This window comes from Chitinophaga silvatica, from assembly GCF_003419895.1.
GTDB classification, from domain to species: Bacteria; Bacteroidota; Bacteroidia; order Chitinophagales; family Chitinophagaceae; genus Chitinophaga; species Chitinophaga silvatica.
On sequence record NZ_QPMM01000001.1, the window covers coordinates 719,016 to 735,143 of the forward strand.

Sequence of the window (16,128 nt, forward strand, 5' to 3'; positions counted from 1 at the left end):
ACAATCTACCTTGATTGGAAATCGTATAATTTTTTTATGCTTATATAGTAGGATATAAATTAATATAGTGATGAAATAGAAGGTCTTCTTAATAATTTGCCATTAATCCCATATTATGCTGATAAAAGACTTTTTACCCAATAATGCTCTTAGAGAATTTATACGTTGCTACAGGATCGTGCATTTTGAATTTGACGAACTTGCTGATTCCCCCTTCAAGGCATATCCACCAAAACCTGAAGAATGCCTTTTATTTTATCTTAGAGACAGGGAAGAAGTAGAGCTGTTGGGTGCAGAAAAGCTGGACTATCAATTTCAGGTAGCACTATTTGGACAGCAAACTTCTTTAATAAAGCGATATGCAGGGAAAAATTTTTTCAATTTTCAGATAGTCTTCCAATCAACTGCCTTATTTCGACTCACAGGTATTCCTTCTTATGAGCTTACAAATAGGTGTATTGATGCGAAAACTATTTTCTCGAATAATATTTGTTTTGTGCTTGAAGAATTGCAACATGCGATGAGTTATGGTGAAATGCTTGGAATAGCTGACAAATTTGTTGCAATGCTTATTAAGAATACTAAAAAAGAGGCCCATCAACTAGATGTTGTTAGCAATTTAATGCTCCAAAGCAACAATAATATTTCTGTGGATTACCTGGCAAAAGAAACAAATCTATGTATTAAACAATTTAAGAGGAAATTCAATGAACGTGCAGGTATTAATCCTAAGATGTATGCAAGAATCATCCGTCTTACTAAGGCTTTCAATACAAAAAATGCAAATCCCGATTGGGATTGGCTTCGAGTAGCAATAGAATGTAACTATTACGATTACCAACACCTGGTGAAAGATTTTCATAATTTTACTGGTCTCAGCCCTAATGCCTTATTTCAATATGAACTAAATGCTCCAGAAAGCAGATTAGGGCTTACGAATGAACTTTATCAAAGCCGTTTTACCGCGACCTTCTAAGTCTAATAAAAGTCCTTTTTTTACCACCGCCTCTTCCCAAATAACTTGCAACTTTGTTGATGTAAATAGTTTCGTCTAATAATAATCTCCTTTTTTATGAAATCCCCCAATGAAGTACGACCAACAATTGTTTTAATACACGGTGCCGGACATGGCTCCTGGTGCTGGCAGAAAGTAACCCCGCTTCTGGAAGCAAGTGGATTCAACGTAATGGCACTGGATTTACCTGGATGTAGTAATGATTTAGCCCGGCTAACCGGCATCACCCTGGCCGATAGTGTAAGAACAGTAATGGATGCAGCAAACACTGTCTCCGATAAAGTTGTTTTATTGGGGCATTCGAGTGGTGGCGTTGTGATATCACAGGCGGCTGAATGGTTAGGAGCTGAGAAAATCGAAAAACTGATATACCTGGATGCCTTCTTACCACAAGATGGCGAATCTGTATTTTCTTTGGCTCAGAAGCTGAAGGAAAGTACTTTACCTTCAGCCACACAGGATACAGTACAACCGGAACTATTGATTTTTGAGGAAAATGGAAAAGCTTGTATGTGGAATCCGGCAGTTGTTGAACAGATCTTTTATCACGACTGTTTGCCGGAAGATATTGCTTTTGCGAAATCCCAACTTTCGTGGGAATCTATAGCTTCCCTTGCAACTCCAGTGGAATTAAGCAATGAGATTTATGGAACAATTGCTAAATATTACATTCTCTGTGAAGAGGCACAGGATTTAAACAAAAGCAGTCTTCCTACTTTTGTTCATTGTGAAAATGTTTATAAGCTACCTAGTAGCCATTCTCCTTTCTTTTCAATGCCTCATAAACTTGTTGAAATTTTAATTGATATACATAAGTGAAAGCGTTGTTACCAAACCCAGTTGGTTATCAAAAATTTTTGAATAGTCTATGAAATTAGAGTAATTAATGCCTGATAATAATTCTCCAATAACTTGTTATCACCATTGAGAAACAAATATGGTTCTATTAATTCCAATTCCATTAATTTGAACGAGTTGTTTATTACCACACCATCTACCCTGGCATAAAGAGTAGGCTGGGAGAGACTTTGTATAAATGTTTCTGCCTGCTCAATGTGAACAGGGTTAGGTGTTGGATAACTGATACTGCCTCCATGATAGTGTTGCACTCTGAAATCGCCCTCTTTGGGTGTCTTTAAGGTACAATGACTGTATTTACCATTGAAGAACAGGAAAGACCATTCCCCATTTTTTATTTCTTCTGCAAAAGGTTGTACAATGTAATCTTCTGCCATCAGAAGGTTTTCAATTTCTGCTTTATGCTCTTTCAGAGTGTTTTTATTCACTGTAATGGTATTCTGGGCGCCTGCACTTACACAAGGCTTAATAACCAATTTATCTGTTCCAAACAGGTCAAAGAAGCGATCCTCAAAAGCTGAGCCTTTATGGAGGTATTCGGTAGGAATTACCGGAAGCCCATTTTTAGCAATGTCACTAAGATATTCTTTATGACTATTCCATTTGATAATTTCTACGGGGTTTAGGACCTTGATATTTAATTTTTCTAATTTGTTCAACCACTCTAAAAACTCAGTTAGGTGGTTGTGATAATCCCAGGGAGATTTAATCACTGCCACATTAAAACTATTCCAATCCACCATTTCATCGTTCCAAATTGCAGGAACAACATCCAGGCCCTTGCTTTTCAGAAAGGTTATAAGATCTGCATCTTCGTCATTGGTAACGCCTTGTGTAAACTTTTCCAGTTTTTTGTAACTAACTATTGCAATTTTCATTCGTTTAGCTTTTTTAATTAGAATTTTACCGGCCACACACAGAATCAATCCAATAAACTAATGCTGAAATTGAAACAACCCGGTAACCTGGTGAAAATGATGTGAATTCTTATTAAGTTTGAATTCTAATACAAAACTAAAGGTTTAATATCCTTATATCAACACAAATATGAGTACCAGATTAATCTCTTTATTCTTATGCCTGATAATTTCTATGTTATCCAGGGCACAAGGCTGGAAACAAAAGCAGTTGGACTCCGCTGCCACTGCGGCAAATATTGCTTATCTATCCCAAACAGAGAAAGATGCGATAATGTATATTAATCTTTGCAGACTGTTTCCGAAAGACTTCGAACATATAGAGCTAAGCCAATATGAGACAGACCCGGCGTATGAAGCCAGCTATCTTAAAATGTTTGCGGAATACAAAAAATCCCTGCAGCAAGACTTACTCAAAAGAGTAGCTGTAGCTGCACTGGTATTTGATGAGGTACTTTATAAAGATGCAAAATGTTACAGCACTGAAATCTCAAAGGCTGATAGAAAACCTCATGAAAGAAAAGACTGTCCTCCTTCCAATTATGCGGAATGCTTATCCTATGGCCAGTCAACCGGCCAGGATATAGCTATGCAATTACTGATAGATGCTGGAGTAACTAGCTTAGGCCATCGAATCAACTGTCTGAATAAGGAATATCATAAAATTGGTCTCAGTGCTGGTGAACATTTTGAGTGGAAGTATTGTGCAGTTGCTGAATTTATTTGGTAAGGGTAGGCTCTCAAGTTAGTTGTGTTACTGATCTGTTGGCAGATCGATAATCTCACTTCTTAACACTTTTTAATACTGCTTTATATGGTGTTTTGTCGATCGCTTCCCGAATCTTGGCTTCTGTAGTTATATGAGTATTGTACCATACTATTATCTGCCTTTTTTCTACATTTGCTGTTGATTTTATATAACCATCCACCTTTTTTAAGGAATATTCTACAATACCAACACAACAACCCTGAGTGAGCTTCTCTACATAATACTCTGCTATTTCGATCTGAGGTTTTTTTTCTGAAACCTGGCTATTCGTTTGTGCCTTACTGTAATATGGAAGAATAAGTATGAATAGGGTAATAATAGTAATCACCCACAAAAATAATTTTGAACGAAACACTCTCCCCGGCTTTACATCGGTGTCTGTTGCAATAGCACAGCACGACTGCTTTGCCGGTTGGTATGCTTTGTACAGGTTGTATCCCAGTGCCAGCAAACTTGCAATAATCAAATAAGGCTTAATACTAATAAGGAAAGTTAATTGAGCTACACCAATGCCCATAACTCCGGCTAATGCCAGCAAAGGAGATACGCAACAGGTAGATGCAAGTAAGGCTGTTAGTATGCCGCTGCCAGCGACCAATGTTTTTTTCATTTATTGATAGTTTAATGGGTGAGTAGAAAAGGAGATAACTGCAAAAACAATTATCTCCTGAATATTTAGCTGCAACAGCGACCGCTTGACTGATCAATTTTGACCTCAGGTTTATCAATCTTAGGTTCCTCACTTGGTTTGGGCACTTCTAAGGGGTGTTGCACTTTCGAAGCAGGAGTACAGCAACTATCATTTTTAATGTTAATGAGTTTTTCCCAGAAACTGCCGGTTTTTTTTTCTGTCATAGTTCGCTTTTTATTTTTGTAAAACAATTTTTAAGTTATCTCCCTTTAATTCTTCATGCTGCCAAGGTACTAGCACCATATGATCTTGTGTAATTTGCTGAATGTGGGAGAGCCAGCGTTGTTCTCCCTTTGCACGGGCCTTCAGTATTGGGTTATTAGTAGTTGTATTGCTCATACTGTTATTTACAATCCACCAGGTATTTCCAATACCCGCTCTTGAAAGATCTGCTTTAAGACGTTCAGCTTCCAATACAGGGGTTGCTTCAGGTAGTGTAACAATAATAACTTCAGTTTCTTTTCTGTCTCTTAGTCTTGGAAGAAGATTTTTAACAGATGCGGGAATGTCGCCCTGTGAGCGCTCTACCTCGCGGTGGTAGCTCTCCGTACTATCTAATAGCAGTAATGTATGTCCAGTTGGTGCTGTATCGATTATGATTACTTCTTCATCTGCTTTTTTTACAACTTCAGCAAACGCCCTAAATACGGCTATTTCTTTTGTGCATGGTGACTGAAGATCTTCAACTATATAGGCAATGTCTTCATCAGACTTCCCGTTTAACCGGGCTTTTTCAATAACTTCTTTCTTATACAATGCCAGTTCTTTATCCGGATCTATGTTACTGATAGAAAGATGTGAATTCTCCGAAATAATGAATTTCAAATGATCCGCAGGATCGGTTGTCGTTAAATGAACCTTCTGTTCTTTTTCAGAAAGACCAAGTGCCAATGCGGCTGCCATAGTTGATTTCCCAACACCTCCTTTCCCCATTGTGAAAACAACACGCTTATTGGTAACATAGAGGTAATCGATAAGATTGGTCAGGCTTTCATATGTTCCAGCGATGATATCTTCTCCAATCAGTTGAATATTATCTGAAAAGAAGAAATTTCTTAGATTATCCACTCCCGTTAGGTTATAAGAACGAAGTGGTACATAAAAAGTCTGACTTTTAGAAAGTACTTCAGGCGCATTTTCCAATGAATTAGTTTGCTTGTTAAAAAGTTCTGCGGCCAAAAAATCATCTGTTTCCGGTTGTTGTAATAAGCCATTGATTACTATCCATTGATTTCTAATCTGAAGATCTGAAAGTTCTTTGGAAGAACGGGCAACTTCCTGTAATGGTGTATAATCTGGCCTGGATACTAATATAAGTGTGGTTAAGGTTGGGTCAGACAAGCGGGATACTGCTTCTTTGTAGATGGCCTGCTTTTCTTTCATACCGGATAATTGTCCAATATAGTTGTCGGAAGGGGCATCATGACTGATATAGTTATCCCAGGCTGATGGTAGTTCCAGCATCCTGAGGGTATGACCAGTGGGAGCAGTGTCGAAGAGAATGTAATCATAATCGGCAGATTTTTCATTGCTGGTAATAATTTCTGAGAACTCGTTAAATGCGGCAATTTCTACTGTGCAGGAGCCAGAAAGTTGTTCCTCCATATTACGGAGCATCATTTCTGGCATTTTACCTCGGTATGGAGCTATAATGGATTCTTTATACTCATGCGCTGCTTCTTCCGGGTTTAGATTGGTAACAGTAAGGTTTGGTACCTTGGCAATAGCCACTCCTTTATTATTAATGTTAGTATCAAAAACATCCTGTAAATTGGATGCAGGATCAGTGCTGATTAGTAATACTTTTTTTCCATTATCCGCTAAAGCTACAGCAGTAGCACATGCCAGAGAGGTTTTGCCTACACCTCCCTTACCAGTAAAAAATATATATTTTGAGAATGATATTTCAGCAGGGAAATACGATTTTAATTGTGTCCTTTTCATAATTATATACTATTTTCTTTTACATTTTTATCTATACCAGTCCATTCCAATATCTCTGTCAGATTAGGATATCCGCCAGATTTCCTAATAAGGCTATCCACTATTGTAATAGGGAAGATTTCCATTGTCTTATCCTGTAGAAAGTCGTCTATACCAGGAATCTGGTTCAGTAAATCGGGTTTAAGAGCAGCATTGATACGCTGAAGGCTTATCCCAAATTGTTGGAGCTCTTTGGAATATGATTCCAACAGCTGGAGGTCGGAATACTGGGAAGGATTCATAAGGCTGGTCGAACAACAACCGCCTATTTCGAATATGAGCACTTTAGTTTCCATATACTTCTTTTATTAAGAAGTCGGAATTCCAATAAAAAAGACACTTAAAAAAGTGTCTTTTTTTTAAAAATCATTATTTAAGGCAATTTTCTATATCTCTGAATGGTTGACAATGCTCTTTGATAGAACAAGTGGCAAAAGCTCCATTTTTATCGTAAACTATATCACAGCATTCAATGAAGAGGTTATAGAGCTTTTCCCTGGCGCGTTGTACACGCATTTTCGCTGCAGATAATGAAATGTCGAGTTTCTCAGCTATTTTCTTCTGAGGAATTCCCTCTATATCACTCCACAAAAGAGGATCAGCATACCTTGATGGCAGTAATTGGATAATAGAGCGCATCCCATCTATAAGAATAGAGGTACTTGCTTCCTGACTTTTTTCTATTTCAGAATCATTTAAATCAACCGAGAATTCAACAATCGATTTCCCCTGCTGTCTGTAATGATCGGCGATTACATGACGAAGCGTCTGGTAAAGCCAAGCCCGGAGATTATTAATTTCGGTATTTGTTTGATGTGCCCGACTTATTCGGTACATGACTTCCTGCACGGCATCTTTGGCCAGATGCTCATCCCTTAATTGCTTAAAGGCATAAAGATACAAGGCTTGATAGAAGTCCTCGACCACTTTAATAATATCGCAGCATTTGATCATTTAATTTAGTATAATTCAGTTAGGGGATGCTAATCAATTTGATAATTTTTTAATGATGCTTATAAATATTTTTGTACAAAAGTCTGTGAGTAATCCTTAATTAGCTGTCGTACATTTCTGAATTGTTGAAGGATCTCTTCTTCAGTTCCCGTAGCTTTAGCCGGATCAGGAAAGTTTTCATGAAACTTTTGAGCGGTTGTAGGGAAAAAAGGACAGCGTTCTTTTGCATTATCACAAACTGTAATTACATAATCAAAAGGAATTTGACTGTATTCAGTAATGTTGTTGGAAGTATGATGAGATATATCAATTCCATCTTCAGCCATTATTGCTATAGCTCTTGGATTCACACCATGTGTTTCAACTCCCGCGCTATATATTTCTGCTTTATCGCCGGCAAAATATCTGAGATATCCTTCTGCTATCTGGCTACGACAACTATTACCAGTGCAGAGTACGAGTATTTTTTTCATTTTATATAGAATTAGAATAAGAATAATAGAGGAGTTGGAATTACTACCCCAACTGAGTATTGTTATGCTGTAATAAGTGGCTTTTTATAGAGCCTTTTGCGAAGCCAGAAAGCAACATTTACCAATGCAATTAATGCAGGTACTTCTACCAATGGTCCAATCACTCCAACAAATGCCTGTCCGGAATTGATACCAAATACACCAATCGCTACTGCTATAGCCAGTTCAAAGTTGTTACCCGCTGCGGTAAAGGAGATTGCTGCATTTTTAGAGTAATCAGCTCCCATTGTCTTTCCTAATAAGAAACTTACAAGGAACATAATAGCAAAGTAAATAACCAGGGGGATAGCGATTCTGACAACATCCAGTGGTATCTGAACAATGAGTTCACCTTTCAGACTAAACATTACAATGATGGTGAAAAGCAAGGCTATCAAAGTAATTGGTGAAATGAAAGGCACAAACTTATTTTCAAACCAATCCTTACCTTTCAATGCAACCAGGCCATATCTGCTAATAATACCGGCAGCAAATGGTATTCCAAGGAATATTCCCACACTTTTGGCAATTTCACCGATAGATACCGCAATAGTGATTCCTTTCATACCAAAAAAGGTCGGTAACCAGGTAATAAACACATACGCATACACGCTATATAATAATACCTGGAAGATACTGTTGAGCGCTACCAGCCCTGCTGCATACTCTCTGCTACCATCCGCCAGTTCATTCCATACCATAACCATAGCTATACACCTGGCAAGACCAATGAGGATCAACCCGGTCATATATTCAGGATATCCGTGCAGGAATAAAACAGCCAGAATAAACATCAGAACCGGCCCTATTACCCAGTTTAATAATAGTGAAAGAGATAGGATTTTAGTATTGCGAAATACTTCTCCCAGTTTATCGTATTTCACCTTTGCCAGTGGCGGATACATCATAAGTATTAGCCCTATCGCCATTGGTATATTGGTAGTTCCGGAAGAAAAAGAGTTAATGAATTCAGATGATGACGGGATTAAATATCCGATGCCCACACCTATGGCCATAGCTAAGAATATCCATAATGTCAGGTACCTGTCTAAAAAGCTCAGCTTTTTGCGTTGAGCCGGATTACAATTTTGCATTTTTTAGGTCTTTATTTCAGGCTAAAAGCGAGATAAATCAGAATTCTCCTAACAACAACCAGGAGGACAGCAAGCTGTATCAGCTGGTTTTTCAGCGTAAACTGTAATGCTGTAAATGCCTGTATTACTCTTACGAAAGGCCACAATTTCTTCTGAATTCAGATAGTTGGTAAGAATATCATCAGGTATGATAATCGTTTTCTCTTTTTGGATAATGATGTTCTTAAAGCCATTGCTGGTCATCATTCCCAGATACTCGTCTTTTTGAATGGCGCCAGAAACGCAGCCGGCGTACATTTCAGCTGCTTGCTGAATTCCAGCGGGTAATTCTCCCTGTAAAACAATATCTGAAATACTAAAATGGCCCCCAGGTTTGAGTACGCGGAAGATCTCTTTGATTACACCGTCTTTATTTGGTACCAGGTTAAGCACACAGTTACTTACAACTACGTCTGCAACATTTGCTGTAACAGGCATTTTTTCGATATCACCCTGGCGAAATTCAACGTTGTTATAATTAAGTTTATCGGCATTCTGACGGGCTTTTTCAATCATAGCAGGTGTAAAATCAATACCAATCACTTTACCTGTTTCACCTGTTTCATGTCTGGCAATAAAGCAGTCATTACCAGCACCAGACCCAAGATCTATGACGGTATCTCCTTTTTTGATTTTGGCAAATTGGGTAGGCAGGCCACAACCAAGAGCCAGATCAGCATCCGGATTGTATCCTTCCAAATCAACGTAAACGTCTGTCATGATATTATATACTTCAGTAGAGCAGCAACCGGACCCGCAGCAGGAGGATGCGTTTGTATCCTTGTCTTGCCGGGCGATCTCACTGTATTTCTGTTTAACTAATTCCTTCAGTTGTTCGTCTGTATTCATATTTCTATATCATTGTATTATTGCAATATTGCGATGATTTGTAGCAAAAAATTTTTAACAGCACTTATCCTTCAAGTCAACATCCTGAAAGAATGCATTAAATAATTCCCTGTATTGCTTCCAGACCTTTGGATTAATACAATAGCAAACGCTGGCACCTTCAATAGATCCCTGGATAATGCCGGCTATTTTAAGCTCTTTAAGATGTTGGGAAGTGGTAGCCTGTGCCAAACCAAGTTCATCCACAAGATCCCCGCATACACAGGCATTCTTTTTAACCAGATATTGCAGGATAGCAATACGGGCAGGATGTGCAAGCGCCTTAGCCATAGCAGCAATATCATTCTGCTGTTTGGTGAATAAATCAGTTTTTGTTGCTCCCATAGTTTATTGTATTATTGCAATATTACGATTGATTTCTGATTCTCCAAAAAATTTCTACTTTTTATTCAAATATAGATGGCATTTTTTTAAATAAAACAGATGATGGTCACAGAACCGGCCCGCTGTTAAACGAATCTGTTTATTCCAGCTGTACTTTCCTGTCAAATGATTTTCTATTTTTGTAAATTATTATGATAGACTTATCTCATGCTGAGAATCAGATTCAATGTGTCTCGAATTTTCAGGACCTTGTTTCTACGCCATTTAATGGAGAAATTAATGCGATTTGTTGGAATCGTAACCTAACAGGTGATTTTTCTGAGATTGTTGAAAAGGTAAAACTAAGCGGAAATATTACAATAATAGAACAAGAAGAACTCCTGGAACTTCAGCTGAGTGAGCAAGGGCAACTTGCCCGTGAAATTCTTTTAAATGATTTGAAGGAATTAACAGCACATGGGGCATTGCCAACTCTTAATGTTATTAACTACTACGAGCGGGATGATTCATACCCATTTTTTCCTACAGATGTTTACTCTTTTCATGTGGACCGCTCTCCCATACCAACCAATACTTTTTTATGCACTTATTATGGTGAGTCCAGTGAAATTTTACCAAATTCACAAGTCCGGCAGAAGGTACTTATTCCAGAAATACGAGCAGAACTCAGAAAACTATATGATGGTCCGGAAGAAGGTTTTGAATCATTTTTAAGTGAAAACTTCTTTGATCTGCATTATCAGGCTAAACCCAATTCCCACCCAATAAGCCTGGGGATTGGTAATTTATGGAGACTGGCAGTAGACCATCCTGAAAGTAAAGTTCCTCCTTGCATTCACCGAGCGCCAAAAGAAAAACCCGGGCAGAGTAGGTTGTTGCTGATTTGTTGAAACCCTTATAAAGTTGTTTTCAAAAGCTATTCTTAAAATAATCAGCTTTTCAATTCGCTCAAATTTTGAATACAATTGGTGAAATATTCTTATTACTTCTTTTGTCTGTACTGGTTTGGCGTAACTCCTACACGACTTTTAAAAAGACGTATAAAGTGTTGAGGATATTTAAAACCCAATTCAAAAGCTATTTCATTCATAGTTTTTTCACTTTCAAAAATTTCGTGTTTAGCAATTGAAATAATCTTATTCTGAATATATTCCTGAGCAGTGGTACCTGTTTCTTTTTTGATAAGATCCCCGAAATATTTTGATGATAAATGCAACTCGCCGGCAAAATATGCAACAGTTGGAAGGCCCATTGAAGTGGGGTTCTCAGAAGTGAAATAGGTATTCAGTAATGCTTCAAATTTACCTAAGATACCTTTATTGACAGTTTCCCTGGTGATGAATTGGCGATCATAAAATCTATCACAATAATTCAATAAAAGTTCAATACTGGCGGCTATTACCTTTTTGCTATGCTTATCCACTGGTTGCTGCAATTCGGCCTCTATTTTAGCAAAAAGATCTAACACCATTTCACGCTCTTTGGGAGATAAGTGAAGTGCTTCGTTTGTCTGGTAACTGAAGTAATTATGTTCGGCTATTTGTTTCCCAAGATTAGTTCCTAATAACATATCAGGATGGAATGCAAGAGCATGACCGGCAGGTTGATAATAATCGACCTTGTTTTCAATATCAATGATCTGCCCAGGGGAGACAAATACCAATGTTCCTGCCTGGTAATCATAATACTGTCGGCCATATTTCATGTCTCCGCATTTAACTTCTTTCAGGAAAATACAGTACAGATCAAAATACATTTTTGATCCGGTCCTTTCTTTAGCTTTCGAAAAATCTATTACACTTACCAATGGATGCATGGTATCGTGGTTATTGAACGAATTGTAATCGTCAATTGTCCGGAAAACAAATTCTTCTCCCATATCCTTCACTTTAGTTATCTGTTCAAATTTACATATACTAATGACCTAAATGACCTGAGACAGTAAAAAAGGTAATAGAACCAGTAATTTATCTACCAGTCTACTTTTTAAAAATATATATTGTAAATATAAATATTATGTATTTTATTGTTTGGTAATTAAATAGAGGGTTTGGTTATATGTTTGGGAATATTGGTAACAAAAACAGTAATAAGTATACTGATGGATGTTTGATGTAATCGAACTTTGTTTCTGAGGACTTTGTATATAAGCCCAAAGGCATAAAGTATGAAAACAGTAAAATTAAACAACGAAGGATGGTAAAGTGGTTGAGTGAATGAAAACAAAGATGTTTAATTACCCTTTAAATTATTATCAATGTTACCAAAAAGAACTTTAGGAAACAGTAATCTGGAAGTCTCAGCCCTGGGCTTAGGTTGCATGGGGTTGAGCTTTGGCTATGGCCCTGCCACTGACAAGAACCAGGCTATTGACCTCATCAGGGCTGCATATGAGGCTGGTGTTACTTTTTTTGATACAGCTGAATGTTATGGTCCTTTTACCAATGAAGAATTAGTAGGTGAGGCCGTAGCTCCCTTCAGAGATAAAGTTGTAATTGCTACCAAATTTGGTTTTCAGGATGGGGATTCGAAAAAAGGCCTGGATAGTAGTCCTGCAAGGATAAGAATTGTTGCAGAAGCATCACTGAAAAGATTGAGGACAGATTATATTGATTTGTTTTACCAACATAGGGTTGATCCGAATGTGCCGATAGAAGAGGTTGCCGGAACTATTCAGGATTTGATCAGGGAAGGAAAAGTAAGACATTGGGGTTTATCTGAAGCTGGTGTTTCTACTATCCGGAATGCACATGCAGTGCAACCGGTAACTGCCTTGCAAAGCGAATATTCCTTATTCTTTCGTGAACCCGAGAAGGAGATTATCCCAACACTTGAGGAACTGGGTATTGGCTTTGTACCATTTAGTCCGTTGGGGAAAGGTTTTCTGACAGGTGCTATTAACGAAACAACAAAATTCGACCCAACAGATTTCAGAAATATTGTACCAAGGTTTTCTGAGGAAAACAGGAAGGCAAATCAGGCATTGGTAGATTTACTAAAAGTCATAGCAAGTGAGAAAGGAGCAACGCCTGCCCAAATAGCATTGGCCTGGTTGCTGGCACAAAAGAGCTGGATTGTGCCTATACCTGGTACTACAAAATTGCCTCGACTGCAAGAAAATATTGGTGCTGCTTCTATTAACCTTTCCGAAGAAGATTTACGGCACATCGAAAAAGCTGCTTCCAAAATTCACATTCAAGGTGCACGATATCCTGAAAATTTACAAAGCAGGGTGGGGAAATAAAAACTAACTGAAGAAATGGTTAAAATAGTTAATTACTTATGCACGTCTGCAATAGTTCTGCTGGCATCTGTTTCTCTTAATGCTCAAAATACAAAGCAATTGTTGACGATAGCCGGGCAAGGCAGCTTTATGGTTGGGGGATCTGTGATTACAGTGCCAGGCACTTTCGACCTAAGCAGCGCATTGAAACCACAAGGTCAAACCTTTCATGGTGATCATGCTTATGTATTTTACCAGATTCCTGTTAATGCGCATAAGTATCCACTTGTTTTCCTGCATGGTGCCGGGCAATCAAAGAAAACATGGGAATCGACCCCCGATGGAAGAGAAGGGTTTCAAAATATTTTTTTGAAACGTGGTTTCAGTGTTTATCTGCTAGACCAACCAAGACGTGGAGATGCTGGCAGAAGTACTGTTCCGGCAACTATAACCCCGGTACCGGATGAGCAATTTTGGTTCACGCAATTTAGAATAGGTAATTATCCTGATTACTTTCCTAATGTACAGTTTCCAAGAGATAGTGCTTCGTTGGAGCAGTTTTTCCGTCAAATGACTCCCAATACCGGAAGCTTTGATGGTGATATTGTGTCAGATGCCTGCTCCGAGATATTTAATAAAATTGGCGAAGGTATCCTGGTCACTCATTCCTAGGGCGGAGGCCCAGGTTGGCTTACAGCCATCAAAAATGAAAAGGTTAAAGCTGTTGTGGCTTATGAACCTTACAGTGGCTTCGTGTTTCCAGAAAACGAACTACCACAGCCGATTGAATCAACAGGCCTTTTCGGCGAGCTTAAGGGGGTAGGCGTTCCTCTGAATAATTTTCTAAAGTTGACTAAAATACCAATTGTTGTTTATTACGGCGATAATATTTCTAAAGAGCCAACAACTGTCTGGAATAAAGATCACTGGCGTGCAGGTCTGGAAATGGCCAGGATCTGGGCTGCAACAATAAATAAGCATGGAGGTGATGCAACGGTAGTTCATCTTCCTGAAATCGGAATATATGGGAATACTCACTTCTTGTTTTCGGATTTAAATAATATTGAAGTTGCCAATCTCCTATCTAAATGGATTAAAGAAAAAGGCCTGGATAAGTGATAAGGTAACCAGAAACCAGGCATGTAAGAGAATAAAAAAATATGGATTGTATAATCTAAGTGCCTATAAACAACACAATCTTTAAGCCTGGTTGAAAATAAATGAATATAAGATCCTGGTAGATTAAGAAATTAAAAGCTTTAAAATATAGTGAAATGAAAAACGTAAAATTCATGCTGTTGAGCACAGTGATGGGAGCAAGTGTTGTGTCTTCAGCGCAAACAAAACCAGAAAATCCATTTGGTTTAGTGTATGAAGGTGCGATTACTGAAAATATGCCAGGAAAAGTAAATATTCATGCTGTTATATATACGCTAAATGGAATTGAGATTGCTGCTAATGTTTATACTCCTGTAGGATATGATTCGACCAGAAAGTACCCTGCCGTAGTAGTGGCACACCCTAACGGTGGGGTAAAAGAACAAACAGCTGGTTTGTATGCACAACGTTTGGCTGAAGCAGGATATATAACTATTTCAGCTGATGCGGCTTATCAGGGAGCCAGTGGTGGAAAACCACGGAATGTAGATAAACCTTCAAACCGAATTGAAGATATTCATGGTATGGCAGATTTTATTAGTCATTATCCTGGTGTAGATGCAACTCGTTTAGGAGTTCTCGGTATCTGTGGTGGTGGTGGTTATACTTTGAAAGCTGCCCAGAGCGATAAACGTATCAGAGCTGTTGCTACATTAAGTATGTTTAATTCCGGGGAGGTGAGACGTAATGGATTTCAGAATTCGCAGGTAGGAACTATTCAGGATCGTTTAAAGCTGGCATCAGATGCTCGTACACAGGAGGCTGCAGGAGGAGAGATTATTTATATGGGTACAGGTAAAATTACAGAGGAAGAAGCAGCAAAGATACCTACTGATTTGTACCGGGAAGGTTATTTCTATTATGGTAAAACTCACGCGCACCCCAATTCAACTTTTAAATATACCATGAGTAGTTTGCTCGACCTTATGACCTTTGATGCAAATACAAATATGGATCTGATTAATCAGCCCTTGTTGATGATAGTGGGTAGTAAGGCCGACAGCCGTTATATGACAGATGAAGCATTTCCAAATGCAATCAATGCAAAAAGTAAGGAATTGTTTGTAATCGAAGGAGCAACTCACATTGAAACCTACTGGAAAGCTGAATATGTTAACCAGGCAATAACCAAACTGGTTGATTTTCTGGGGAAAAACATATAGAATGAAGAGCGGTATTTTAATTTAAATACTATTTATCCTCAAATATTTTAAATGCTAACTGATATGAAGAAATCTACACTTCCTTTACTCCTGATAATTGTAATTGCTAACTTTTCATTTGCACAAACATCTTCACAGGATCAGGAAATCATAAAGCTTAGTAAAGAAAAATGGAAGTGGATGGCAGATAAAAATATTGATGTATTAAATGACCTTTTTCATGATAAATCGGTCTTTATGCATATGGGTGGTGCCTGGGGAAAAGAACAGGAACTTAAAGTTATTAAGAGTGGAAACATATGGTATAAAAAGGCTGATATTCATGAAGTATCTATAAATATCATTGATAATACAGCTATCCTTCTTAATAGAATTGATTTATTAGCTGTGGTAGGTGGAAATGAGGTGACCAATCCATTTATGGTAACAGAAGTATATATCAAACAAGATAATTCCTGGAAATTAGGATCGCTCTCATTCACAAGATTACTTACTGCTCCCGGGAATAATAGTCATTGA

Annotated in this window: 19 protein-coding genes; 9 read left to right on the forward strand and 10 right to left on the reverse strand. The window is 38.0% G+C overall.

Translation table 11 applies throughout. From position 1 onward, the window contains the following. Positions 1–115 precede the first annotated feature (115 nt). Together DVR12_RS02735 and DVR12_RS02740 are read left to right on the forward strand one after the other, a co-directional pair. Positions 116–976 carry a helix-turn-helix domain-containing protein gene (locus tag DVR12_RS02735; protein WP_116973912.1) on the forward strand — a complete coding sequence of 287 codons (861 nt, stop codon included), beginning with the start codon at positions 116–118 and terminating at the stop codon, positions 974–976. 96 nt (positions 977–1,072) lie between these two features. Then, positions 1,073–1,834, forward strand: a complete 762-nt coding sequence (locus DVR12_RS02740; protein ID WP_116973913.1) for an alpha/beta fold hydrolase — start codon at positions 1,073–1,075, stop codon at positions 1,832–1,834. Between the two features lie 47 nt (positions 1,835–1,881). Here the strand turns inward: DVR12_RS02740 and DVR12_RS02745 are convergent, their stop codons facing one another. Continuing rightward, the gene (locus DVR12_RS02745) at positions 1,882–2,751 is read right to left on the reverse strand and encodes an ATP-grasp domain-containing protein (protein ID WP_116973914.1); all 870 of its coding nucleotides are present in this window, start codon (positions 2,749–2,751) and stop codon (positions 1,882–1,884) included. Positions 2,752–2,920: 169 nt separating this feature from the next. Here DVR12_RS02745 and DVR12_RS27720 point away from each other — a divergent pair, with 169 nt between their 5' ends. Then, positions 2,921–3,520, forward strand: coding sequence for a CAP domain-containing protein (locus DVR12_RS27720; protein WP_199417024.1), 600 nt, complete (start codon positions 2,921–2,923; stop codon positions 3,518–3,520). A 52-nt stretch (positions 3,521–3,572) separates the two neighbouring features. Here DVR12_RS27720 and DVR12_RS02755 read toward each other — a convergent pair whose 3' ends face one another. The 8 genes from DVR12_RS02755 to DVR12_RS02795 all read right to left on the reverse strand — a co-directional run bounded on the left by DVR12_RS02755 (position 3,573) and on the right by DVR12_RS02795 (position 10,065). Next, on the reverse strand, positions 3,573–4,169 hold the full coding sequence (locus DVR12_RS02755; protein ID WP_116973915.1) for a mercuric transporter MerT family protein: 597 nt from the start codon (positions 4,167–4,169) through the stop codon (positions 3,573–3,575). 255 nt (positions 4,170–4,424) lie between these two features. Further along, the gene (gene arsA / locus DVR12_RS02765; RefSeq protein WP_116973917.1) at positions 4,425–6,194 is read right to left on the reverse strand and encodes an arsenical pump-driving ATPase; all 1,770 of its coding nucleotides are present in this window, start codon (positions 6,192–6,194) and stop codon (positions 4,425–4,427) included. A 2-nt stretch (positions 6,195–6,196) separates the two neighbouring features. Next, complete coding sequence (locus tag DVR12_RS02770) at positions 6,197–6,529, reverse strand: arsenic metallochaperone ArsD family protein (RefSeq protein WP_116973918.1); 333 nt, start codon at positions 6,527–6,529, stop codon at positions 6,197–6,199. A 73-nt stretch (positions 6,530–6,602) separates the two neighbouring features. Beyond that, on the reverse strand, positions 6,603–7,187 hold the full coding sequence (locus tag DVR12_RS02775; protein WP_116973919.1) for a sigma-70 family RNA polymerase sigma factor: 585 nt from the start codon (positions 7,185–7,187) through the stop codon (positions 6,603–6,605). Positions 7,188–7,246: 59 nt separating this feature from the next. Then, the gene (locus DVR12_RS02780) at positions 7,247–7,660 is read right to left on the reverse strand and encodes an arsenate reductase ArsC (protein WP_116973920.1); all 414 of its coding nucleotides are present in this window, start codon (positions 7,658–7,660) and stop codon (positions 7,247–7,249) included. A 62-nt stretch (positions 7,661–7,722) separates the two neighbouring features. Further along, a complete protein-coding gene (arsB, locus tag DVR12_RS02785) occupies positions 7,723–8,793 on the reverse strand; it encodes an ACR3 family arsenite efflux transporter (protein ID WP_116973921.1) in 1,071 nt (356 codons plus the stop codon). 48 nt (positions 8,794–8,841) lie between these two features. Beyond that, the gene (locus tag DVR12_RS02790) at positions 8,842–9,681 is read right to left on the reverse strand and encodes an arsenite methyltransferase (RefSeq protein WP_116973922.1); all 840 of its coding nucleotides are present in this window, start codon (positions 9,679–9,681) and stop codon (positions 8,842–8,844) included. Between the two features lie 54 nt (positions 9,682–9,735). After that, a complete protein-coding gene (locus DVR12_RS02795) occupies positions 9,736–10,065 on the reverse strand; it encodes an ArsR/SmtB family transcription factor (RefSeq protein WP_116973923.1) in 330 nt (109 codons plus the stop codon). Positions 10,066–10,256: 191 nt separating this feature from the next. On the opposite strand from DVR12_RS02795, the gene DVR12_RS02800 reads away from it, so the two are divergent. Beyond that, complete coding sequence (locus DVR12_RS02800) at positions 10,257–10,955, forward strand: DUF1826 domain-containing protein (protein WP_116973924.1); 699 nt, start codon at positions 10,257–10,259, stop codon at positions 10,953–10,955. Positions 10,956–11,047: 92 nt separating this feature from the next. Here the strand turns inward: DVR12_RS02800 and DVR12_RS02805 are convergent, their stop codons facing one another. Continuing rightward, positions 11,048–11,944: a helix-turn-helix domain-containing protein gene (locus DVR12_RS02805; protein WP_116973925.1), complete on the reverse strand. Its 897-nt coding sequence runs from the start codon at positions 11,942–11,944 to the stop codon at positions 11,048–11,050. Positions 11,945–12,322: 378 nt separating this feature from the next. On the opposite strand from DVR12_RS02805, the gene DVR12_RS02810 reads away from it, so the two are divergent. From DVR12_RS02810 to DVR12_RS02825, 5 genes are all read left to right on the forward strand, one after another. Next, on the forward strand, positions 12,323–13,309 hold the full coding sequence (locus DVR12_RS02810; protein WP_116973926.1) for an aldo/keto reductase: 987 nt from the start codon (positions 12,323–12,325) through the stop codon (positions 13,307–13,309). Positions 13,310–13,324: 15 nt separating this feature from the next. Beyond that, a complete protein-coding gene (locus DVR12_RS27725; protein WP_199417025.1) occupies positions 13,325–13,960 on the forward strand; it encodes an alpha/beta hydrolase in 636 nt (211 codons plus the stop codon). 54 nt (positions 13,961–14,014) lie between these two features. Continuing rightward, positions 14,015–14,407, forward strand: a complete 393-nt coding sequence (locus DVR12_RS27730; RefSeq protein ID WP_199417026.1) for an alpha/beta hydrolase family protein — start codon at positions 14,015–14,017, stop codon at positions 14,405–14,407. A gap of 155 nt (positions 14,408–14,562) precedes the next feature. Next, positions 14,563–15,609, forward strand: coding sequence for an alpha/beta hydrolase (locus tag DVR12_RS02820; RefSeq protein ID WP_116973927.1), 1,047 nt, complete (start codon positions 14,563–14,565; stop codon positions 15,607–15,609). Between the two features lie 63 nt (positions 15,610–15,672). Further along, the gene (locus DVR12_RS02825) at positions 15,673–16,128 is read left to right on the forward strand and encodes a nuclear transport factor 2 family protein (RefSeq protein ID WP_116974241.1); all 456 of its coding nucleotides are present in this window, start codon (positions 15,673–15,675) and stop codon (positions 16,126–16,128) included.